We start from the raw sequence: 23,209 nt of genomic DNA, 5'->3' as shown, positions 1-23,209 counted from the left end.
CAAACCAATTGGGTTGCTGGTCCTTCGTTTACAACCTATCCATCTACAGGTTGTAACGCACCAACACAACTATATTATGATGGTTTAACATCGACAACAAATAATATTGCATGGGTAGCTCCTACGCCTGCACCAAGTAATGGCTACATATATTGTTACAGTACTATCAACGATCCATTTTCTGCTGGAGCTATCACAGGAACTACTACAGATACCTTTGCTGTGTTAAGTAATTTATCACCAAACACTACCTATTATTTTTGGGTAAAATCTAATTGTGGTAACACGCAAACCAATTGGATTCCGGGAGGTTCATTTACAACGCAAACACTTACATCTGAAACTTTTTCATTGGATAAAGTAAAGTTATATCCCAACCCTGTGAAATCTATTTTTAATATTTCATTAGATAAAGAAATTACAACTGTTTCTATATACAATTTATTAGGGCAAGAAGTTTTATCAAAATCTGTTAATAGTAACGAAACATCAATTGATGTTGCTGATTTATCTGCTGGAACTTATTTAGTAAAAATTACTTCTAATAATGAAGTAAAAACATTAAGAATCATTAAACAATAAAACTTAACAATTTCATTTATTAATCGAAAACATTTCTTAAAAAGAAAAACATTTTATTAACCAATTATTTAACAAACAAATTTTATGAGAGCATTAACTTTAGTTATTATGATTCTAGCCTTTTTAGTTGGCGGAACTTGTGCAGGTATTTTATTCAAAAATATTGAAAACCGAATGGGTACAGATGGCGATTCCGAAAAAACAGAAGAAGTGTACCGACTTGTAGATAACGCGCAAAAAGAAATTGAGAAATTAAAAAAACAAGGAATTGATGTAACTAAAGTGGAAGATCCTCAAATTCAAGAAAGTCTGGAACTTATCGAAAGTACACCACCAAAATGGAAAGTGGATTATGCTGGAAAATTAGGGATTTTAGCTGCTGTTTTTGCTCTAGTTATGTTAGTAGTTGCGTTTATGAAGAAAGCATTGGTTACAAAATTAAGTTTAGTTGTTGTAGCAGTATCAGTATTATTATGGATTAGTACACCAGACATTGAAGCTGGAACATTTTCAGGTGCAAATCCAAAATCTATTGCAACAATTGCATTAGTTGGTTTAATTGTAGCATCAGCATGTGCTTTTATGAGCTACAAACTACATTTAAAAAAATTACAAGCAACATCATAAATAATCATATAAATTAATTTCACTTTTCAATTACAATTTATGAAAATCAATCGCTTATTATTAATAGTTTCTTTATTTTCTTTTGCCTTTTCTCAAGCTCAACTATCAGCTTTTATTAATGGAAAAGAAGTAAAATCTGGCGCAACAATCTCTAAAAAAGATTTAGCTACATTACAAGTTAGTTTTAAAAACCCTAAAGATGTAACTGTTTATTCTGGTTTTACAAATTTATATGTAGAGTTTTCTGATAATACCAAAACCTATATCAACCATTGGAGTCTTCAAAAAGATGGCTATACTGCCATGTTAGATTTTATGAAAAAAACGCCAGTAACAAAAAAGTTTGGTGTTTTTGGAGGTCAAGATTTTCTAACTAGAGGAAATAATCTTCAATGGGTTTTAAATGGTGCTAATGGAGTAGAAAAGCAAAAAAGCATACGAGTAGAAATAGGTTTTTGGGTTAAAGAAGAAACGGGCTATAAAGAATATGGTCCAAAAGTTGAATTATTAGAATCCATTTTCTTTAATGTGCCTATTTGGGATACAAAAAATTTACAACTCCCTTATCTTGATGTTACAATTGATAAAACCAATATAAAGGAAGATATTAATACCAGCCAGACAGGAAGCACAGACAGGAGTGATACAGAAGTAGGCTACCAAATACACAAAAATCAAGAAACTTATAAAATTTATACCTTCGAAAAATCTTCACACCCAGGTTTGACGGTTGATGAATTAGCTAAAGATTTCATTCATAGAGTTACTTATCATTCAAATAACGATAAAGTAAAAAAAATTCATGAATATGATTTGCAAAAATATAGTTTACCTTGGTATCAAATCTGCGTACTTTTCCGAGATGAAGAAATACAAAATGTAGATTATTATATAAACAAAGAAGCGAAATCAAAAGATTTAATGAGTTTCTATGAAAAAGTAGAATTCGGAAATATGAAAGGGTACACATTTCAATCTGGTTTGTACAATACAGGAAGACAAGATGGAAAAACTTATAAAGATGTAGGGCAATTCAGAATCTATATCCTTAACCATCCAACAAACCCAGATTTAACTTTAATGATGTGCAATGAAATTGGAAGAGGCACAGAAACAGCACAAGCTATTGATGCTTACATGCAAACGTTTCTAAAAAGCATTAAACAATAATTTTTAAAAATATATTCAAAATCCCAAACTTCATATTTTAAGTTGTTTGGGATTAATTTTAAAACTAAAAAAATGGAAACTTTATCAATTATAGGAATGATAATGATGGTGTTAGGATTTATCAATGCCGCTTGGGTTGGAATTCTTTATATCATTTCATTAAGTGCCTTTGCTGGAACCAAATTATCTAAGAAAGTAGGAACAGCAAATGAAAAAACAGACGAATATCTAGAACAAGGAAAATCAATATCTAATGGCTTATTGAAAAAATTGATTTGGAGACTAGCAATTGCCTTTACAGGTTGGCTTATGTTTTATATTGCAACTGGTCGTTTTTAAAAATTTGCTTTTATATCTATGAAAAATATTCTAATAAGGTTAATCATTTTATTTTTATTTTCAACTTATACTGTTCAAAGTCAAGAAGTAAAAATTGAATACGATCGAACAGTCGTAGATACTAGTGATGTTATCAATCAAACCATAAAGTTGAGATTTGATAATTTTCCAGATAACACAAACAGATGCGAACTAATAACCGCTTATGCAACTGATGAAACGCATCAAAAAATTAAACCCGAATATTTTTTAACGCAAGCAAACAGAGAATTTTGGATTTCTTTTATAAAAAACAAAAAGTCTAAAAAATTAATAACTGTTACTGGTAGAGCACGCTTTTTTAATGTTTCAGAAGAGGCAGAATCAATAATAAAAGTTGATAGTATACTAGAAAAAGTAAATAAAACTATTTACAATAAAAATGAAATTAAAATAATTGTTCTCGACATTGAAGCATTAAAAACTAAAAAAGAGAAAAACCCTTTAGATTACAAAAATGAAATTGCAAGTATTGTAAAAGAGAATAAATTAAATCAAAAATGGTTTGAAAACACATTGAAAAAAACCTTTGAAAATTATTATGAACTATATAATATGATGATTTATTGTGAAGACGCTAAAAATAGTGTTTTAGATGTTGATTCGCTTTTTACAGATTACAGTAAATATCCCGAAGGAATTAAAAATGATTTTATCAAAACATTTCTTTTTTCAAGAAGCGATGCTACTAACATAGCTAGAATAAGTATCAAAGATTCTCAAACATATAAAGAAATTGACTTCAAAGTAATTTTAGACGATAATTAATTCGGTCGAATTTTATGAAAAAAATTGAATCACTTCAATTAAAATTACACTAAACATATAAAATTATAATAAATAAAAAATGAAAAAAACTCTACTTAGCTTAATCACATTTTTTAGTTTCTCTTTCTGCATGAGCCAAACTATAATAAATGGAAATTTTGAGACAAACACTTTAAGTTCATGTCTTATTAATCCTTCAAATACCACATACAATAACTCTATTTCAAACTCGGTTGCTTTTGGGGATTATACCTTTTCAGGACCTGATATACTTAAAAGTACATGCCCGTATGGTAGTCCTACAAACGGAACTTGGTTTCTAGCTCTTGGTTATGGCAACCAGCCTAGTGTAGGTTATAGAAGTGATGCTGTTTCGTTAGAAATAGACATGAATTTAGTTCAAGGGAATTCTTATACCATTAGATATTTTGATAAAGTTTCAACAGATGGTGGAGGCGCAGGCGGGTTAATTCCACTTCAGTTTGGTCTTTCTACAGAATCATCATCATTTGGAACATTAATTCATAGTTCCGTTCCTTCTTATTCTTGGACGGAAAGAAGTTTTACTTTTGTAGCGCCAAGCAATGGAAATTTCATCACTTTAAAACCATTAGTAACAGGAACTACAGGAAGTTGGATACATGTGGATAACATTCGAATTGAAAATACTTTAGGATTAGATGATGAATCTTTTGGAAACGAAATTGCTTCTTTTCCCAATCCTTTCACAAATACGCTGAGCTTTAAGCTAAACAATGTTGATGATGCATCAGAGTTAAGAATTTTTGATTTAGCAGGAAGAGAAATAATTAAAAAAGAGTTTATAAATGAACTTACATTAGAAACCTTTGATTTTAATCCAGGATTATACTTTTATACAATTACAAATCAAAGTCGAATTTTAAAAAAAGGAAAGCTTATTAAAAAGGAATAGAAAGTGTTGTTGCTATGAAAAAAACAATTTTAGATGCAGCAATGGTTTATTTTCAAAAATAAGTATTAAGAAGATTAAATAAATGTAAATCCCAAATTTAAAAGAGTTTGGGATTTTTTTTGTAATAAATTTTTTATTTTCAATTCCATAATATCGCAAATTGAAAGAATTTTCTATCTTTAACAATAATTCAATTTAATTTCTTTCAAATATGCCGATAAATAAACAAATAGCTAACGTCATTAAAAAGTCACTAGCTAAAATTGATTTTAGTAAACTTGAAGAAAAGTGTACTAACGAAGCTCAAACTAGACAATATCTTATTGAGCCAATTATTGAAATTTTAGGCTATAGCAGAATGGATGATATGCTTACAGAAATTAATGCAGGTTGGGGACAAAAAAATGACAAAGCTGATATTGGATTATTAATTAGAGGTAAAAATCCTGAAATAATTGTTGAATGTAAAAAATATGCTAAAACTCTTACTGATAAAGAAGCTTGGCAATTAAATGGCTATTTCATTAATACTCCAAGTTGTAAGTTGGGAATATTAACAAACGGTTTGGAATGGAGAGTTTATAGTGCCAATGAAGCAAATAAAGAAACTAGTTTAAATGTGAATCCGTTTTTAGTTTTTGACTTCAATGAAGTAAACGATACTTTAATAGATAACTTAACCAAGTTACACAAAAACAATATTGATGTAAAAGAGTTATTAGAAGAAGCAACTGATTTCTATTTCTTACAGGGGTTTTCAGCAGCTTTTGCTAATGAGTTATACGATCCTTCTGATGATTTTATTAAAGCCATTTTCAATAGAATGAACGGTAAAAGAATGACTGACCCAATAAAACTGAAAATAAGAGAACAAATTAGCTCTACTTCTATTCAAAGAGCACTTAAGAAAGTAATTGAGGAAGAATCTAAAAATGGTAGTTTGATTATTACTACTGCTGAAGAATTAAAAATATATCATACAATTAAAACAATTCTAATTCATAGAAAAGAAATTGATGCCGATAGAATTTCGTATAGAGATCAAAAAAATAGTTTCAACATTTTAGTTGATGACAACAACAAAAAAATTATTTGTAAAATTCTTAATTCTAGAAATAATTATTGTCTTGAGATTAATGGAATTAAGCACGATGTCAAAGGAATAGAAAGTGTTGTTGCCATGAAAAAACAACTTTTAGATGCTGCAATGGTTTATTTTCAAAAATAAGTATTGACTAAATTTATCTTATAAATATAAATCTCGGTTTGAAATTTCAAATCGAGATTTTTTTGTTTCTTTGTAAATGCGTGAGTGATGGTAGCGGCATCCTCCGAGAGACAAAAACAAAAATTTATTTGTAGTTTTTGCGAATCGGAGATATAGCGAACAGCACGACCTAAAAGGGCACGCCCAAAAAATATATGAAGAAAAAAGAGAAAAAAGCAGCAATCGGATTTATATTTTTAACCTTAGTGATTGACATTACAGGTTGGGGAATTATTATTCCTGTAATTCCGAAATTGATTCAAGAATTAATTCACGGAGATTTAAGTGATGCTTCCAAAATTGGAGGTTGGTTGTTATTTGCCTATGCTTTTACACAGTTTTTATTGTCGCCGCTAATTGGAAATTTAAGTGATAAATACGGTCGCCGACCGATTATTTTATTTTCGCTTTTAGGATTTTCGTTAGATTATTTATTTTTAGCCTTTGCGCCTACGATAACGTTTTTATTCATTGGAAGAATTATCGCTGGAATAACTGGCGCTAGTATTACTACAGCCACAGCATATATTGCCGATATTAGCACAGCAGAAAACCGAGCAAAAAACTTCGGAATGATTGGCGCGGCTTTCGGAATTGGATTTATAATTGGACCAGTAATTGGTGGTTTATTAGGGCAATTTGGTGCAAGAGTTCCGTTTTATGCAGCGGCAGCTTTGTGTTTTATTAACTTCTTATATGGTTATTTTGTTTTACCAGAATCGCTACCAAAAAAAGACAGAAGAGAATTAGATTGGAGTAAAGCAAATCCAATTCGTGCCATTTTAAATTTGAAAAAATACCCAAAAATTTTCGGCTTATTTATATCAATTATGTTGGTTTATATTGGTTCGCATGCGGTTCATAGTAATTGGAGTTATTTTACGATGTATCAATTTAATTGGGACGAAAAAATGGTTGGAATTTCATTGGGAATCATCGGTTTGTTAGTTGGGATTGTACAAGGTGGTTTGATTCGATGGATTAATCCGAAAATTGGGAATGAAAAAAGTATCATTTACGGATTGGTTTTATATACTTTAGGGATGTTTTTATTCGCCATTGCGACAGAAAGTTGGATGATGTTCACCTTCTTAATTCCGTATTGTTTGGGGGGAATTTCGGGTCCAGCTTTACAATCTGTAATTACCGAAAATGTTCCTGCTAACGAACAAGGAGAAATTCAGGGAACTTTAACAAGCTTAATGAGTTTAACAGCCATTATTGGTCCTCCATTAATGTCGAATGTGTTTTATAATTTCACCAATAAAAAAGCCTTAGTTCATTTTGCTGGCGCACCATTTGTTTTAGGTGGTGTTTTAATGTTATTTAGTGCAATTATTGCTTTTTATTCCTTCAAAAAACAACGACTAATTGCAGCAGTGCCTATCGTTGCTATTGCAGATACAAACACAGATTTGGATAATCAATTATAGCATTTCCTTTAAGTAAAACATCGGCGCCAATAATGCCGTCGACGGGTTTTATTTTTAGTTGTGATAAAGCTTCGTTTACGTGAGATAAATCGAAAAGTATAAAAGTAGAAGGCAATTGTTTCCAAGAACCAATTTGGAGATAATTGCCTTTTGATATTTTGGCTTGCATGGTTGTAGAACTCGCGCTAGCTGCAAAACTTGAATAATCTTTAACTTCTAATCTGTATTTTTCAATACTTTCTAAACCAATACAAGTATTAGATGCTCCAGTATCCAAAATGAAATTTCCAGCAATGCCATTTACTTTGACTTTGATAAGTAAATGCTGCGTTTTTAAAAACTTGAATTTAATTCCCTTGTATTTTTTTGTTTTTAAAAATGTTGCTAAATCATTCATACTAAATTTTTATATACTTCAAATATAGTGAAAACAAAAACGCCAAACTCATTTGAATTTGGCGTTTTTTAATTATATCAGTAAACTATTTTTACATTTTCATTAACCAGTTTCTTACCGAAACTTCTTTGTCGATAATGTTTTTCAAATCTGTAATAGCCACACGTTCTTGTAACATCGTATCTCTATGTCTGATAGTAACTGTTTTATCTTCAACTGTTTGATGATCTACAGTAATACAAAATGGAGTTCCTAATGCATCTTGACGTCTGTAACGACGACCAACAGCATCTTTTTCATCGTAAGCTACGTTGAAATCCCATTTCAATTCTTCCATAATTTCTTTAGCAATTTCTGGTAAACCATCTTTTTTCACTAAAGGTAAAACCGCAGCTTTTGTTGGTGCTAAAACAGAAGGTAAACGTAAAACAGTTCTTGTTGAACCATCTTCTAAAGTTTCTTCTTGTAACGCTTTTGAGAAAACTGCTAAAAACATTCTGTCTAAACCAACAGAAGTTTCTACAACATAAGGTACATAGTTTTTATTTTCTTCGGTATCGAAATATTGTAATTTTTTACCTGAAAATTGTTCGTGTGCTTTTAAATCGAAATCGGTACGAGAGTGAATTCCTTCTAATTCTTTAAATCCGAATGGGAAGTTAAATTCGATATCTGCAGCTGCATTTGCGTAATGTGCTAATTTTTCATGGTCGTGGAAACGGTAATTTTCAGCTCCTAAACCTAATGATTTATGCCAATTTAAACGTGTTGTTTTCCAGTATTCGTACCATTTCATTTCTTCACCTGGTTTCACGAAAAATTGCATTTCCATTTGTTCAAATTCACGCATACGGAAAATAAATTGTCTTGCAACAATCTCATTTCTGAAGGCTTTACCCGTTTGAGCAATTCCAAAAGGAATTTTCATACGACCTGTTTTTTGAACATTTAAAAAGTTTACGAAAATACCTTGAGCGGTTTCTGGACGTAAATATAAATCCATTGCTGTGTCAGCAGAAGCTCCTAATTTTGTTCCGAACATTAAGTTGAATTGACGCACTTCTGTCCAATTACGAGATCCAGAATCTGGGCAAGCGATTTCTAATTCTTCAATTAAAAGTTTCACATCGTCTAAATCACCAGCATCTAAACTTTTAGCCATTCTAGCTAAAATTTCATTCTTTTTAGAAAGGTATTCTACAACTCTAGGATTGGTTGTAATAAATTCTTGTTCGTTAAAAGCATCTCCAAAACGAGCTCTTGCTTTTTCGATTTCTTTTTGTGCTTTGATGTTTAATTTTTCGGCATAATCCTCAATTAAAACATCAGCACGATATCTTTTTTTAGAATCTTTGTTGTCTATTAATGGATCGTTAAACGCATCAACGTGACCAGATGCTTTCCAAGTAGTTGGATGCATTAATATTGCGGCATCTAAACCTACAATATTTTCATGCATTTGCACCATGGATTTCCACCAATATTCTCTAATGTTCTTTTTTAGTTCAACACCGTTTTGTGCGTAGTCATATACTGCACTTAAACCATCGTAAATTTCGCTAGAAGGGAAAATAAATCCGTATTCTTTTGCATGCGAAACTACATTCTTAAATAAGTCTTCTTGTTTTGCCATGTTGCAAAAGTAAAAATAGCAACGGAATTAAAAAAGGAATTTCTAATTAATTATAATTGAAAATTGTAGAACTGATTTTAGTCGTACCAGAATATAAATTTACAATATAACGACCTTTATATGTTTTGTTCTTTTCTAAGTCCACATAACAACAAACATCTGTAATTTGTTGCTTATAATCGAACTTAGCTAACTTACTATATTTTAAAATCGTGTTGTTTTTTTCATGAATTAAACCTTCTACAGAAACGATATCATTCTTAGGATTAATTACTTGTACAAAAAGTTCTTTTTCTCCTTCAGCAATAGCGTCATTTTTATCAATTGTGAAACAAACTCTAATTTGTTCAATTGCTTTTGCTTTGTTTGAAGTCGTATTGTCTGTTAAAAACTTCACACCTTTAACTTGTAAATTCGTTACTTCAAATTTAGTGCTACTTGAAAAAGTATTTTTTCCTATTATCGCTTTTTTCTCTTCTGGTTTAACTAAAGATTTTAGCTTTTCAATTTGTTGTAATTTTTCTTTCAATAAATTAATCGAATCTTTTATAGTTTCAATCTGTTTATTTAAATCCGATAAAGTTTTAAAATTTTCTTGTGCTTTTGCACTCTTTATTTCAGTAGTTTTTGCATCTACATTAGAAAAACTATCGTCAAAATTATTATACATCATAGAAACGGAATCATATTTTTCAATAACTTCCGACAACTGATTTTGTGTTAATAAACTTTCCTGCTTTAAATTTGCTTGTAGTTCATTTGAGGATTTATTATCTTTATAACTTTTAAAAAGCACAATCAATAAAAATATTGACAACGCAAGTATAATTAATTTATAAGAAGAATTGTTTCTGTTTGAGGACATACTTTTTTATTTTGAATAAATATAAAATTATTGTTTATATATGTTAAAAATTTTCGATGAAATACCCAGAAATCTGTTAAATGTACTTTTCCCAGTTTTTTGTAACGGATGCTCCAATTTATTGTTAAAAAACGAAAATGTAATTTGTACTAAATGCCTTCATAATTTACCATTAACGCATCATCATACTATTACCGAAACTGAAATTGACAAAGCTTTTTATGGCTTAGTTCCTTTTGAATTTGCAGCATCCTTTTTGTATTTCACCAAAAAAGGAATTTCACAAAATCTTATTCATAACTTAAAATACAAAAATCGTCAGGAAATTGGAACCTTCTTAGGGAATTTATATGCCGATGAATTAAAAAATTTAGAAATTTTCCAAGAAATTGATTTCATCATCCCTGTTCCGTTACACACAAAGAGATTTCACGAAAGAGGCTACAATCAAGTCACAACTTTTTGCAAAGCTATTGAAAAAAACCTAACAATACCAATGCTTGAAGATGTTTTATTGAAAACAAAAAACTTAAAATCTGTTACTGACAAATCGAAAGAAAGCCGTTTAGAAAATAACAAAAATGTGTTTTCAATTGAAAATCAGGGTAAAATTGAAGGAAAACACGTTTTAATTATAGATGATGTTTTTACAACTGGTGCCACAATTGAAGCTTGTGCTAAAGAAATCTTAAAAATTAAAAACACTAAAATTAGCATTCTTACTATGGCATATTCACAATCATAAATTTTATTTAAATATTATGATGGAAGTGAATATAATTGTTACTTTGCAAGACTAAATTACGACATAATTAATGAGAAAATTCATCTTCATACTTACTATAATTTCTGTTTTATTTATCAGTTGTGCCAAAAGAGGAACAATTACTGGCGGACCAAAAGACACTATTGCTCCAGTAATTGTAAAAAGTAATCCCAAAAATTATCAAACTAATTTTACAGGGAAAACCATAAAAATAGATTTTAGCGAATATATCAAGGTAAAAGACATCAACAAACAATTGATTATTTCGCCACCAATGGAAAAAAGCCCAACGGTTGTTCCACAAGGAAGTGCAAGTAAATTTATTTCAATTACTTTAAATGAAGATTTAAAACCAAACACAACATATAGTTTCAATTTCGGACAAAGCATTACAGATTATAATGAAGGTATTCCGTACTCACAATTTAAATACGTGTTTTCAACTGGAACTTTTGTTGATTCTTTAACGGTTTCTGGAAACATAAAAGATGCCTTTGAAAACAAAGCGGATGATTACGTAACTGTAATGTTATATGATGCTGCCAACTATAATGATTCATTAGTTTACAAAAAAAAACCAGTTTATATTACAAATACTTTAGAAAAAAATACTGCTTTTAAAATTGAAAATATTAAAGAAGGTGAATATTATTTAGTGGCATTAAAAGACAAAAACAACAATTACAACTACCAAGCTAAATCGGAAAAAATCGCCTTTAAAAAACAGAAAATAAAAATCCCAACGGACAGTACTTATACGTTACGATTATTTTCTGAAAAAAGCGAAATCAAAACATACAGACCAACACTTGAAAGCAACAATAAGCTTTTTTTAGGTTATGAAGGCGATGTGAAAAATATCAAAATTTTTACTAAGAAAAACAATATTGAAACACCATTGCGCTTTTCAAAATCAGAAAATAAAAAATCAGATACGCTACAAGTTTTTATTCCGAATGATGCTAAAGATTCGATAAATGTAATTGTAAAATCAGATAATTATAGTAAGGATTATTCGGTAAAATTGAAAAAATTGAAGGAGGCCGATTCGTTAAAAGTATCACTTTTTTCAGGTAAGCAATTTAGTTTTAATGAAAAAATGTCTTTAAAAACAACAACACCAATTAAGAAAATAAATAACGAAAAAATATTTCTAAGAAAAAAAGATTCCACTTCAGTTCCTTTTACTACAGAAATTAATGATTTTGAACAGTTAATTACATTCGATTTTAAACAAGAAGAAGACGAAAAATATACTATCAATTTATTACCTGGTGCTATTGAAGACGATTATAACACTAAAAATGATAGTTTAAAATTTGATTTCACAAAAGGTTCAATTAGTGATTTTGGTAATTTGAAATTGCGAATTAAAAACGCTAAAAAATTTCCTTTTATGCTTGAAATATTAAACAGTTCTGGAGAAGTTGTTGCCTACAACTATTGTACAAAAGAAACTGAAACTGAAATGTATTTTGAAGCCATTCAACCAAGTACCTATCAAGTAAGATTGTATTTCGATGAAAACCAAAACCAAATTTGGGATTCTGGAAATTTTAAAATGAAACTACAACCTGAAGAAATGATTTATTTCCCTACGTTATTTGATGTAAGAGCAAATTGGGATGTGGATCAGGAATTGGAGCTAGATTGATTTGCCTTCGAAAACATCAGGCAACTTAAATTTAAATCAAACTAAAAGTATCTTTATCATTCAGAAAATTTAATTTATTTCTGGTTTCTAGCATTTTATTTTTATCTAAAGTAGCGATGAAAACACCCTCTTTTTCTGTTGGTTCGATTATAAAATTACCTAATTCGTCAATAATTTGAGAATGTCCAATATATTCTAAATTATTATTATCTGTTCCAATTCGGTTGACACCAATCGCATAAGATAAGTTTTCTACGGCTCGTGCTTTAAGTAAAATATCCCAAGCGTTAGTTCTCACTTTTGGCCAACTTGCCACATAAATTACCATATCGTAATTTTCAGTATTTCTTGAAAAAACAGGGAAACGCAAATCATAACAAACTTGTAAGCAAATTTTCCAATCGTTATAATTCACGATTACTTTTTCATTTCCTGAAGTATAAATTTTATCTTCTCCTGCTAAAGTAAACAAGTGTTTTTTATCGTAATGTTGTATTTCTCCATTCGGAAAAACAAAAACCATTCTGTTGTAAAAATTTCCGTTTTCAGTAATCACTAAACTTCCTGTAATAGCACAATTTTTAGATTTTGCAATGTTTTGCAACCACGAAATAGTTACTCCATTCATCGTTTCTGCAACTAAATTCGGATGCATTGTAAAACCAGATGTAAACATTTCTGGAAGAATTATTAAGTCAACATCTTCAACAATAGAATTGATTTTATCTTCTAAAACTCTTGTGTTTTCAATTGGGTTTTCCCAAATAATATCTGTTTGAATTAGTGCTGTTTTCATACTTGTAAATATAAAAAAAACGCATTCAAAAAATGAATGCGTTTTTAATAAATAATTTTATTTCATTATGGCAGTTTATATTCAAACGATCCAACAATAAAATGTGAAGGATCTACTAAATTAACACCATCATCAGTTGTAAAAACAAAAGTCCCTTTTAATAATCTAGTTGAAGCATCATAACTTAAAACGTTTATAGAACCGCTTATAGTATTAACATTTTCTGCTGGTATTACACCAGAAATATCTAAATCTGCATAATAATCTCCAGTAGTAAAAGTACTTGAAAAAGAATGAGTTCCAACTGATAAATCATTTTTTGGAATTGCTAAATAAATATTAAATATTTTATTACCAACTTTAAAAGCTGATTTACTTGTATTTAAGTTTTTATATCCTTTTAAAAGGTAATAATCAGAACCACCAAACGACGCTCCTCCAGAATTTTCAGCTAGATTACCTCCAATTTGTGGTGGTGTATCATAATCTACACCATCAATTTCTGTAGTCATTGCTACTGTTGGTGTTGTTGGATTCGTATCATCACTAGCTTCAACGGTATCACCTGAACTACAAGAGACAATTGCTAATACTAGCGAGAATAGAGCTATTTTTATTACTTTGTTCATAATTAAAGAACGCTAGCTTTTAAATATTCTCTGTTCATACGAGCAATGTTTTCTAAAGAAATTCCTTTCGGACATTCTACTTCACACGCTCCAGTATTTGTACAATTTCCGAAACCTTCTTCGTCCATTTGACGCACCATGTTTAAAACTCTATCTGCTGCTTCAATTTTACCTTGAGGTAACAATGCATATTGAGATACTTTTGCTCCAACAAATAACATTGCTGAACCGTTTTTACAAGTAGCTACACAAGCTCCACAACCAATACAAGCTGCAGCTTCGAAAGCTTTGTCTGCATCAGATTTGTTAATTGGAGTTGCATTGGCATCAATTGTATTTCCAGAAGTGTTTACCGATACGAATCCACCAGCTTGTTGAATTCTATCGAAAGAACTTCTATCTACAATTAAATCTTTTACAACAGGGAACGCTTTACTTCTCCATGGTTCGATAAAGATAGTTTCACCATCTTTAAATTTACGCATGTGTAATTGACAAGTAGTTGTTCCAGTATCTGGACCATGTGCACGACCATTAATGTATAATGAACACATTCCACAAATACCTTCACGACAGTCGTGATCAAAAGCAACTGGTTCGTTTTGTGTATTTACTAATTGCTCATTCAATTGGTCTAACATTTCTAAGAAAGAACTGTCAGTAGAAACATTATCTAATTTATAAGTTTCCATTTTACCTTTAGTACTAGCATTTTTTTGACGCCAGATTTTAAGGTTGATATTTATATTTTTTTTAGCACTCATAATATCTTATTTATAGTTTCTAGCTGCAATTTTGATAAACTCATATTTCAATTCTTCTTTATGAAGTACTGATTTACTTGCGTCACTTCCGTTATATTCCCAAGCAGCAACATAAGCAAAGTTTTCATCGTCACGAAGTGTTTCTCCTTCAGCATCTTGATATTCTTCACGGAAATGTCCACCACAAGATTCTTTACGTAATAAAGCATCTTTTGCCATTAATTGTCCCAATTCGATAAAATCAGCAACACGAAGTGCTTTTTCTAATTCTTGGTTTAATTCGTTGGCCGCACCAGGAACTTTTACATCAGCATAGAAATCTTCTCTTAATTGTCCGATTTCTTCAATTGCTTCTGATAAGCCTTTTTCATTTCTAGCCATACCCACTTTATTCCACATAATTAATCCTAATTTTTTGTGGAAATGGTCTACAGATTTTGTTCCGTTATTATTGATTAATTGTTCAATAGATTGACGAACTGAATGTTCTGCATCCACAAACTCTGGAGTATCAGTAGAAATTTTACCTGTTCTAATTTCGTCAGCTAAATAGTTAGAAACCGTATAAGGTAATACGAAATAACCATCTGCTAAACCTTGCATTAATGCAGAAGCTCCTAAACGGTTAGCACCATGGTCTGAGAAGTTTGCTTCACCAGCCACGAAACATCCAGGAATAGATGACATTAAGTTATAATCAACCCAAACACCACCCATTGTGTAGTGAACTGCTGGATAAATTTTCATTGGTGTTTCGTATGGATTTTCGTCTGTAATTTTTTCATACATAGTGAAAAGATTACCATATTTAGATTCCACCCATTTTTTACCTAATTCTTGAATTTTCGCATCCGATGGATTAGAATCTCCTTGGATTAAAGCCGCTTGTTTACCTTTAGTAATAATTTCAGCAGAGAAATCTAAATAAACTCCTTCGTTTGTATCATTAGCTTCAATTCCGTGTCCATCGTCGCAACGCTCTTTAGCAGCACGAGAAGCCACATCACGAGGTACTAAGTTACCAAAAGCAGGATATCTTCTTTCTAAATAATAATCTCTATCTTCTTCAGCAATTTGTGTTGGTCTTAATTTACCAGCTCTAATTGCTTCCGCATCTTCTTTTTTAGCAGGAACCCAAATACGACCAGAATTACGTAATGATTCTGACATTAACGTTAATTTTGATTGATTTGTTCCGTGAACTGGAATACAAGTTGGGTGAATTTGCACATAACAAGGATTTGCAAAATGCGCTCCTTTTTTATGAATTTTCCAAGATGCTGTAACGTTACTTCCCATCGCATTTGTAGATAAGAAATATACGTTTCCATAACCTCCAGTTGCAATAATCACCGCATGAGCAGAATGACGCTCTAATTCTCCAGTAATTAAATTACGAGCAATAATTCCACGTGCTTTTCCATCAACTTTAACAATGTCAAGCATTTCGTGACGGTTATACATTTTTACATTTCCTAAACCAATTTGTCTAGATAATGCAGAATATGCTCCTAATAATAATTGTTGTCCTGTTTGTCCAGCAGCATAAAAAGTACGTTGTACTTGTGTACCACCAAACGAACGGTTATCTAACAATCCACCATAATCACGAGCAAAAGGAACACCTTGAGCCACACATTGGTCGATAATATTTGAAGAAACTTCTGCTAAACGGTGAACGTTTGCTTCACGCGCACGATAGTCACCACCTTTAATAGTATCATAAAATAATCTATAAGTACTATCACCATCATTTTGATAGTTTTTTGCAGCGTTTATACCACCTTGAGCAGCAATTGAGTGTGCTCTACGTGGAGAATCTTGAAAACAAAATGCTTTTACGTTGTAACCCATTTCTCCAAGTGAAGCGGCTGCCGAAGCACCTGCTAAACCTGTTCCTACTACAATTACATCGATTTTTGGTCTATTGTTTGGAGCAACTAATTTAAGATTGTTCTTATGATTGGTCCATTTTTCTGAAATATGACCTTGAGGAATTTTAGAATCTAATGCCATATGTTTTTATTTTGAAATAAAGTGAATGTAAATTGGAATAATAGCAAATAGTATAGGAACTATAACTGAAAATGCTTTTCCGAAAACTTTAATTGCTGGTGTAAATTTATTATTAATACCCAACGATTGGAAAGCACTTTGAAAACCATGCCATAAATGGAAACCTAAAACGATCATTGAAAACACATAAAACAATGTAAAAAACAAACCTTCGTTTGGAATTACATTAAATAATTTTGCTTTACTCTTAAAAAAAGCAATTGTTAATTTATGTAAGTCTTTATATCCTTCAAACAATACTTCCTTATTCGCTTTGTTGATGATTTTATGTCCATCAATAATAATTTGATTGTTTGGTTGCTTATTTAGCATTGCATTATCAAAAATAGGAGCTTGAACTGGCACACTTGCTTGAGGTGATTCAGGAGTAGCAATTAACATGTATTGTTTTACTCCACCTGCATTAGGATCTACAATTTCTTTTACAAATAAAGGCATTGCTGTTCCGAATTTCATTTTAGCCCAAAAATTAATCATGTGCGTTGCAATGAAAATTAAAATCATGGTTCCTAATACCGCCATGTTTCTTGATGCTGAACTACTATTTTTTGATGGATTATTCATCGCATAAGCAATAGGACGAGCCTTTTTGTTTTGAATTGCTAAATAAATTCCATCAATAGCGTGAAATAAAATAGATAGATAAGTTACATAAGAAAGTAATTTTACCGCAGGATTAGTTGTCATGAAATAAGCATACTTGTTAAATTGAAGTGCTCCTTCATAACCAGACATAAATAATTGAAGATTTCCAATTAAATGCCCTACTAAAAACAAGCATAAAAACAATCCCGTAAGAGCCATCCAATATTTTTTTGCAATAGATGACTTTAAAAATGCTGATTTTGCCATAATTATAGTTAAAGTTAATTTGAGTTTGAATAATGTAAGCAAAAATAAAGGTTATAAGTAAGACTTACAACCTTTGAAAGATAATTTATAATGATTTTAAATGAGTTTAACTTTTGTTGAATATCAACACATTAGACTTTAATTTATGATAGTAAAACTAGGAATTAAACCTCTTAAACCCATATCTACCACATTTTCACCTGCAGCTGGTTCGTATTTTCCGTCAAAATTGACTTCTTGCCACTCAAAACTGTTGTTGATTGATAGCGATAATTGCACTTCAACATTTTTAGTTTCATTACCGGTAACCACAAAATTATTAGCAAATTTTCCAGTAACCAAACATGATCCTGCAGGAATTGGTGAAGTTGTTGCAATTGGGTTTGGAACTGTAGTTGCTCCAGCAGGTGCTTGTCCGGAAGTATAATATCCTACAGATGGAATTCCGAAAGCCCAATAACCTTGTAATTTATCGTCATTTACTGTAAAAACATTAGTTCCAATCGTATGAGTTGTAATGTAATTATTGAATCCAACAAAACTTGCTAAAGTCCCAACATAATTCATTCCGCTAGCTAAAACATTGATGTTGTAATTTTGATACGACAAGGAAACTCGAACATACTCATAACTTCCATGAGGAACATCTTTTAAAGGAATAGACAAAAACGCTTCGCCTTCTCCAACAATTTTCGCTTTACTAAAATCAATAGCATTTGGACCTCCTAAAGTTGTTGACGGTCCAGAATACAAAATCGCACCTTGCCCAACTTGTGTTAATGCATTTGGAGTAAACTCTAAATAATGTGCGCTTATACTATTAAAATTTGGCGATTGTGCCGCATTTCCTGCCAGAACCGTTGATGGTTGCCCAATATTATTCAATCTTACTTGTGTCGGATCAAATTTAAATTTGATGATTAATTGTGGTTCTTCCGCAATAACTTGGTCATCATCTTCATCAGTACATGAAAAACTCATGAATGATAATGCTATTAGTGTTAAAATTCTTATCCTCATTTTCTTTCTTTTATGATTAAAGTTTGGGTTTCTTTTTTACCATTTGCTTCTAATTCAACCGTATATTTTCCAACAGGTAAATAATATTTTTTATTACCTGCTTGTGTGATTTTTATCTTAGAATCTTTCTTTTCGATTGCCGTTTTTACTTTTTCGTCGATACTAAAATCGTAATCTATTTTTAGCATTCCTTTTTCGGCTTTAGCCTGACGATTTAAAACTACAATTCCATCCGAATTTTTTATCGTAATACTACTATTTGAAACATCTTTTAAATAATACCAAATTTCAACATTTGGAATACTTTCATTACCCCAAGTGTAATTTTTATTTCCCCAATTTTTAGAAAAATAAACCTCTTCTAATTTAAATAACGCAATTCCTTTCGCATTTATTGTTTCATTAATCTGTTGAATATTAGCCACATTCACTTTATACAATGAACGTCCATGTGTTCCAACGATTAAATCTTTTTCTCTATTTTGAATCACTAAATCGTGTACGGCAACATTCGGAATTTCATTTGAAAAATCTTGCCACGATGTTCCTTTGTTCATCGAAATAAACAAACCATTATCGGTTCCTAAATATAAAATGTTTTCGTTTTCAGAATCTTCTAAAATTACATTGGCCGCATTCTGATTGAAATTCTCCGTTAATGACTTCCAAGTTGTTCCTAAATCTTCCGAAACATAAGCATAAGTCGTGAAATTATCATCTCGATATCCGTTCAACGTAATGTAAATTCTGTCTTTTTTAAAGTTCGAAAATCGCACACGAGAAACCCATAAACCTTGTGGTAAATTTTCTGAAATTTTAATCCAATTCTCGCCACTATTTTTAGTTACATGAATATTTCCATCATCAGTTCCAACCACAAGTTGCCCAAATTTAAACTTACTTTCTGCGATTGAAGTAATGCTTCCAAAAGGCACATTTCCTTCTACTTTTCCGTTAGTTAAATCTGTTGAAATTTTTTCCCAATCTTTCCCTTGATTCATAGAACGAAACACGAATTGTCCACCAAAATAAACGATATCCTGATTGTGTGATGATAACAAAATAGGTGTTTGCCAATTAAATCTGTAAGGTTCTTCTTTTTTATCCGCTCTTGGTGTAATAAACTCTCTTTTACCCGATTTTCTGTCAATTTTTATATAATTTCCAAATTGAGAACCGGCGTAAACCAAATTATTCGTTCTGGTATCAATTTGAACTTGCATTCCATCGCCACCACTTAAAAATTCGTATGGATATCTTCCATCTTGCAACCAATCTACATTGTGAACATAATTACTTGGCCCAGCCCAAACGCCGTTATCTTGCAAACCTCCATACACTTCGTAATCTTCTTTATTGTCAACATTTACGGTGTAAAATTGCCCAACCGCTTGATTGTTGCATTTTATCCAATGTTTTCCGTTATCGTAAGTAATATTTACACCACCATCGTTACCGTTAATCACATGATTTGGATTTTTCGGGTTCACCCAACATACATGATGATCTGAATGCACATTATCCTGACTTAAGGATTCAAAAGATTTTCCGCCATCATTTGAAAAAATTAAAGGAACTGCGGAAATGTATAATCTGTTTTCATCTGACTCATCAACCGTTATATCAGCAAAATAATAACCGTAAGAATAAAATGCATCATTTATAAATTGGTTATGTGTTTTTCTCCAATTTTTTCCACCATCTGTAGTTTTATAAATTTCTGCACCAATCACTTCGGTATCAAACAAATTTGTATTTGCATCTGTTGATTTTTCTTTTTTTGAATTCGGTCTTAAATTCTGATTGTCCACAATCGCGTAAGCAATGTTTTCGTTAAAAGAAGTTACACCAATTCTACCCATTCCTTTATTTGTTGGAAAACCAGAATTTGCATCGATTTTTTTCCAAGTTGTTCCTGCATCTTCACTTTTATAAATCCCAGAACCAATTCCGTTTCCTTTGAAATTATACGCTTTTCGTTCGCGTTCCCAAGCCGCAGCAAACATGATTTTTGGATTATTTGGTGCGAAACTAATATCTATAATTCCTGTTTCGTCGTTGATAAATAAGGTTTTTGTCCACGTTTTTCCACCATTTGTAGTTTTAAAAACGCCACGTTCTTCATTTTTTGAATACAAATGGCCTAAAACTCCGACTACAATTTCGTTGTTATCATTCGGGTTGACCCAAATTTTAGAAATATGATGACTATCTGGCAAACCAATATTTGTCCATGTTTTTCCTTTATCAGTTGATTTCAAAACGCCAATTCCGGCATAAGACGAACGTGAAGAATTCACTTCACCCGTTCCCACCAAAATTAATCCCGATTTCCAATCGACAGTAACACAACCAATATTTTGCGTTGGCGCGTTATCCATAACCGATTCGAAACTCGTTCCATTATTATTCGTGTACCACAATCCACCAGTTGCATAACCTGCATAAAATTCTTGAGGATTATTTTCATTCACCGAAAAATCCACAATACGACCACTCATAATTGTGGGTCCGATGTTTTGAAATTTTATGGATTGAAAAGTGTTTTCTTGCGCTACAGAAAAGAAGGAACTGAAAAGGGAAACTAGAACGACGAATTTTCTCATTTTTTATAATTTGATTTCTTCAAAATTAAAAGAATAATTTGATACCTATTCATTTGAAAGTTATTATTTTTGATTTTATAACCACGAAAGCAAATGAATAGCTCTTTATTTGAAGACTTTAAATCGTTTTTTACACCATTAACTTTAAAGAAAAATGAGTTTTTAGTGCGAGAAAAAGAAGTGTGTAAATACTTTTGTTTCATTGAAGAAGGTATTTTACAACACGCTTTATTAGTGGATGATGAAGAAAAAACCACGTATTTATCTTTAAAAAACTCCTTTACTTCTTCTTTGAAAAGTTTTTTGTTAAATGTTCCTTCTCGAAAACATGTAAAAGCTATTCACGATTGTAAATTGTGGGTAATTGATCAGAAATCTTTTCAAAAATTATTAAAAGAAAATAAAGCATTTCACGATTTTTATTACACGTTAATCGAAAAACAAATTTGCTTAATTGACGATTATCGCATCGATTTATTGACGTTAACTCCAGAAGAACGTTATAAAAAACTATTGGAAAATGAACCTTTATTACTAAACGAAGTCCCGTTACATTATTTGTCTTCTTTCTTGGGAATTTCGTCTCGACATATGAGCCGAATTCGAAAAAATATAAAATAACGCCATTTGGCTACTATTATTTATTTCGTATTACTTAATTTTGATAAAATTTAAAATTCAATAAAACTGAAATATGAAATATTTACCAATTAACCGAGAACTTTTTATTAAGAATCGTAAAAACTTTATGGCGAAAATGAAGCCAAACGGAGTTGCTGTTTTTAATTCGAACGATATTTATCCTGTTTCTGCAGATAGTACTTTGCCATTTGCACAACATAGAGATATTTTCTATTTATCTGGAGTAGATCAAGAAGAAAGTATTTTATTATTATTTCCAGATGCGCCTTACGAGCATTTAAAAGAAATTTTATTTTTAAAAGAAACTAACGAACACATTGCGATTTGGGAAGGTGAAAAACTAACGAAAGAACGTGCTTTTGAAGTTGCTGGAATCAAATCGGTGTATTGGTTACAAGATTTTCATAAAGTATTAAAAGAAGTGATGATGTATGCCGACACGATGTATATTAACACGAATGAACATTACAGAGCTTCAGTTGAAACGGAAACACGTGAAGACCGTTTTATTAAATGGTGGAAAAATGAATATCCAGCACATAAAGTAGAAAAATCGAATCCAATTTTACAACGTTTACGTTCTGTGAAAGACCAAATTGAGTTAGATTTAATTCAAAATGCCTGTAATATTACCGAAAAAGGAGTGCGTAGATTATTAAATTTCGTAAAACCTGGTGTTACAGAATATGAAATTGAAGCCGAATTAGCGCACGAATTTTTACGCAACCGTTCAAAAGGATTTGCTTACACACCAATTATTGCTTCAGGAAATAATGCGAATGTGTTACACTATATTGAAAACAACCAAGTGTGTAACGCGGGCGATTTAATTTTGTTAGATATAGGTGCAGAATACGCGAATTATTCTTCAGATTTAACACGTATGATTCCAGTTTCTGGAAAATTTACTGACAGACAAAAAGCGGTTTACAATGCAGTTTTAAATGTGAAAAACGAAGCTACAAAAATGTTGTTACCAGGAACTTTATGGAAACAATATCATGTAGAAGTTGGTAAAATAATGACTTCAGAATTATTAGGTTTAGGCTTAATTACGAAGGCGGATGTTCAGAATGAAAATCCAGAATGGCCAGCGTATAAAAAATATTTCATGCACGGAACGTCGCACCATTTAGGTTTAGACACACACGATTATGGTTTATTACACGAGCCAATGCAAGCGAATATGGTTTTCACAGTAGAACCAGGAATTTATATTCCAGCAGAAGGTTTTGGTATTCGTTTAGAAGACGATGTGGTGATTCAACCAAAAGGAGAACCTTTCAACTTAATGAAAAATATTCCAATTGAAGCAGATGAAATTGAATCGATAATGAATAGCTAAGATTT

General features: G+C 31.1%; 22 protein-coding genes. 12 read left to right on the top strand and 10 right to left on the bottom strand.

Going from position 1 to position 23,209, the window contains the following annotated elements:
• The 8 genes from BMX42_RS07730 to BMX42_RS07695 form a co-directional block, all read left to right on the top strand.
• A partial coding sequence (locus tag BMX42_RS07730) for a T9SS type A sorting domain-containing protein (RefSeq protein ID WP_143055616.1) occupies window positions 1-582 on the top strand: 582 nt, incomplete at its 5' end.
• Window positions 583-666: 84 nt separating this feature from the next.
• A complete protein-coding gene (locus tag BMX42_RS07725) occupies window positions 667-1,209 on the top strand; it encodes a hypothetical protein (protein ID WP_091311732.1) in 543 nt (180 codons plus the stop codon).
• A 39-nt stretch (window positions 1,210-1,248) separates the two neighbouring features.
• Window positions 1,249-2,379: a hypothetical protein gene (locus BMX42_RS07720; protein ID WP_091311728.1), complete on the top strand. Its 1,131-nt coding sequence runs from the start codon at window positions 1,249-1,251 to the stop codon at window positions 2,377-2,379.
• A 72-nt stretch (window positions 2,380-2,451) separates the two neighbouring features.
• Window positions 2,452-2,718, top strand: a complete 267-nt coding sequence (locus tag BMX42_RS07715; RefSeq protein WP_091311724.1) for a hypothetical protein — start codon at window positions 2,452-2,454, stop codon at window positions 2,716-2,718.
• Window positions 2,719-2,736: 18 nt separating this feature from the next.
• A complete protein-coding gene (locus BMX42_RS07710) occupies window positions 2,737-3,525 on the top strand; it encodes a hypothetical protein (protein ID WP_091311720.1) in 789 nt (262 codons plus the stop codon).
• 79 nt (window positions 3,526-3,604) lie between these two features.
• Window positions 3,605-4,459, top strand: coding sequence for a T9SS type A sorting domain-containing protein (locus BMX42_RS07705; RefSeq protein ID WP_091311717.1), 855 nt, complete (start codon window positions 3,605-3,607; stop codon window positions 4,457-4,459).
• Between the two features lie 211 nt (window positions 4,460-4,670).
• Complete coding sequence (locus BMX42_RS07700; RefSeq protein WP_091311713.1) at window positions 4,671-5,687, top strand: type I restriction enzyme HsdR N-terminal domain-containing protein; 1,017 nt, start codon at window positions 4,671-4,673, stop codon at window positions 5,685-5,687.
• A 194-nt stretch (window positions 5,688-5,881) separates the two neighbouring features.
• Window positions 5,882-7,159: a TCR/Tet family MFS transporter gene (locus BMX42_RS07695; protein WP_091311709.1), complete on the top strand. Its 1,278-nt coding sequence runs from the start codon at window positions 5,882-5,884 to the stop codon at window positions 7,157-7,159.
• Here BMX42_RS07695 and BMX42_RS07690 read toward each other — a convergent pair.
• From BMX42_RS07690 to BMX42_RS07680, 3 genes are all read right to left on the bottom strand, one after another.
• Entirely contained in the window at window positions 7,119-7,556 is a 438-nt protein-coding gene (locus BMX42_RS07690; RefSeq protein WP_091311706.1) for a retropepsin-like aspartic protease, read from the bottom strand. The genes BMX42_RS07695 and BMX42_RS07690 overlap by 41 nt on opposite strands.
• Window positions 7,557-7,647: 91 nt before the next feature.
• The gene (locus BMX42_RS07685) at window positions 7,648-9,189 is read right to left on the bottom strand and encodes a glycine--tRNA ligase (RefSeq protein WP_091311702.1); all 1,542 of its coding nucleotides are present in this window, start codon (window positions 9,187-9,189) and stop codon (window positions 7,648-7,650) included.
• A gap of 46 nt (window positions 9,190-9,235) precedes the next feature.
• On the bottom strand, window positions 9,236-10,054 hold the full coding sequence (locus BMX42_RS07680) for a hypothetical protein (RefSeq protein WP_091311699.1): 819 nt from the start codon (window positions 10,052-10,054) through the stop codon (window positions 9,236-9,238).
• A gap of 40 nt (window positions 10,055-10,094) precedes the next feature.
• Between BMX42_RS07680 and BMX42_RS07675 the strand changes: the two genes are divergently transcribed.
• Window positions 10,095-10,799 (top strand): ComF family protein, encoded by a 705-nt coding sequence (locus BMX42_RS07675; protein WP_091311695.1) that lies wholly within the window; start codon window positions 10,095-10,097, stop codon window positions 10,797-10,799.
• A gap of 70 nt (window positions 10,800-10,869) precedes the next feature.
• The gene (locus tag BMX42_RS07670; protein WP_091311691.1) at window positions 10,870-12,474 is read left to right on the top strand and encodes an Ig-like domain-containing domain; all 1,605 of its coding nucleotides are present in this window, start codon (window positions 10,870-10,872) and stop codon (window positions 12,472-12,474) included.
• A 31-nt stretch (window positions 12,475-12,505) separates the two neighbouring features.
• Here the strand turns inward: BMX42_RS07670 and BMX42_RS07665 are convergent, their stop codons facing one another.
• The 7 genes from BMX42_RS07665 to BMX42_RS07635 all read right to left on the bottom strand — a co-directional run bounded on the left by BMX42_RS07665 (window position 12,506) and on the right by BMX42_RS07635 (window position 21,217).
• Window positions 12,506-13,270 (bottom strand): nitrilase family protein, encoded by a 765-nt coding sequence (locus BMX42_RS07665; protein ID WP_091311687.1) that lies wholly within the window; start codon window positions 13,268-13,270, stop codon window positions 12,506-12,508.
• A 65-nt stretch (window positions 13,271-13,335) separates the two neighbouring features.
• Window positions 13,336-13,899 carry a hypothetical protein gene (locus tag BMX42_RS07660; protein WP_091311685.1) on the bottom strand — a complete coding sequence of 188 codons (564 nt, stop codon included), beginning with the start codon at window positions 13,897-13,899 and terminating at the stop codon, window positions 13,336-13,338.
• Window positions 13,900-13,901: 2 nt separating this feature from the next.
• Window positions 13,902-14,663: a succinate dehydrogenase/fumarate reductase iron-sulfur subunit gene (locus tag BMX42_RS07655; protein WP_091311683.1), complete on the bottom strand. Its 762-nt coding sequence runs from the start codon at window positions 14,661-14,663 to the stop codon at window positions 13,902-13,904.
• Window positions 14,664-14,669: 6 nt separating this feature from the next.
• Window positions 14,670-16,679: a fumarate reductase/succinate dehydrogenase flavoprotein subunit gene (locus tag BMX42_RS07650; RefSeq protein WP_091311680.1), complete on the bottom strand. Its 2,010-nt coding sequence runs from the start codon at window positions 16,677-16,679 to the stop codon at window positions 14,670-14,672.
• 6 nt (window positions 16,680-16,685) lie between these two features.
• On the bottom strand, window positions 16,686-17,591 hold the full coding sequence (locus BMX42_RS07645; RefSeq protein WP_091311677.1) for a succinate dehydrogenase cytochrome b subunit: 906 nt from the start codon (window positions 17,589-17,591) through the stop codon (window positions 16,686-16,688).
• 138 nt (window positions 17,592-17,729) lie between these two features.
• Window positions 17,730-18,611, bottom strand: a complete 882-nt coding sequence (locus tag BMX42_RS07640) for a hypothetical protein (protein WP_091311673.1) — start codon at window positions 18,609-18,611, stop codon at window positions 17,730-17,732.
• Window positions 18,608-21,217, bottom strand: a complete 2,610-nt coding sequence (locus BMX42_RS07635) for a WD40/YVTN/BNR-like repeat-containing protein (protein WP_091311670.1) — start codon at window positions 21,215-21,217, stop codon at window positions 18,608-18,610. The genes BMX42_RS07640 and BMX42_RS07635 overlap by 4 nt, the downstream gene beginning before the upstream one ends.
• A 93-nt stretch (window positions 21,218-21,310) precedes the next feature.
• On the opposite strand from BMX42_RS07635, the gene BMX42_RS07630 reads away from it, so the two are divergent.
• Together BMX42_RS07630 and BMX42_RS07625 are read left to right on the top strand one after the other, a co-directional pair.
• Complete coding sequence (locus BMX42_RS07630; RefSeq protein WP_091311667.1) at window positions 21,311-21,838, top strand: Crp/Fnr family transcriptional regulator; 528 nt, start codon at window positions 21,311-21,313, stop codon at window positions 21,836-21,838.
• Window positions 21,839-21,911: 73 nt separating this feature from the next.
• The gene (locus BMX42_RS07625) at window positions 21,912-23,204 is read left to right on the top strand and encodes an aminopeptidase P family protein (protein ID WP_091311663.1); all 1,293 of its coding nucleotides are present in this window, start codon (window positions 21,912-21,914) and stop codon (window positions 23,202-23,204) included.
• The last annotated feature ends 5 nt before the right edge of the window (window positions 23,205-23,209 follow it).

Source organism: Flavobacterium terrigena, assembly GCF_900108955.1.
GTDB classification, from domain to species: domain Bacteria; phylum Bacteroidota; class Bacteroidia; order Flavobacteriales; family Flavobacteriaceae; genus Flavobacterium; species Flavobacterium terrigena.
Note: the sequence above shows the minus strand (reverse complement) of the source record. Positions and strands in the feature narration are given on the sequence as shown.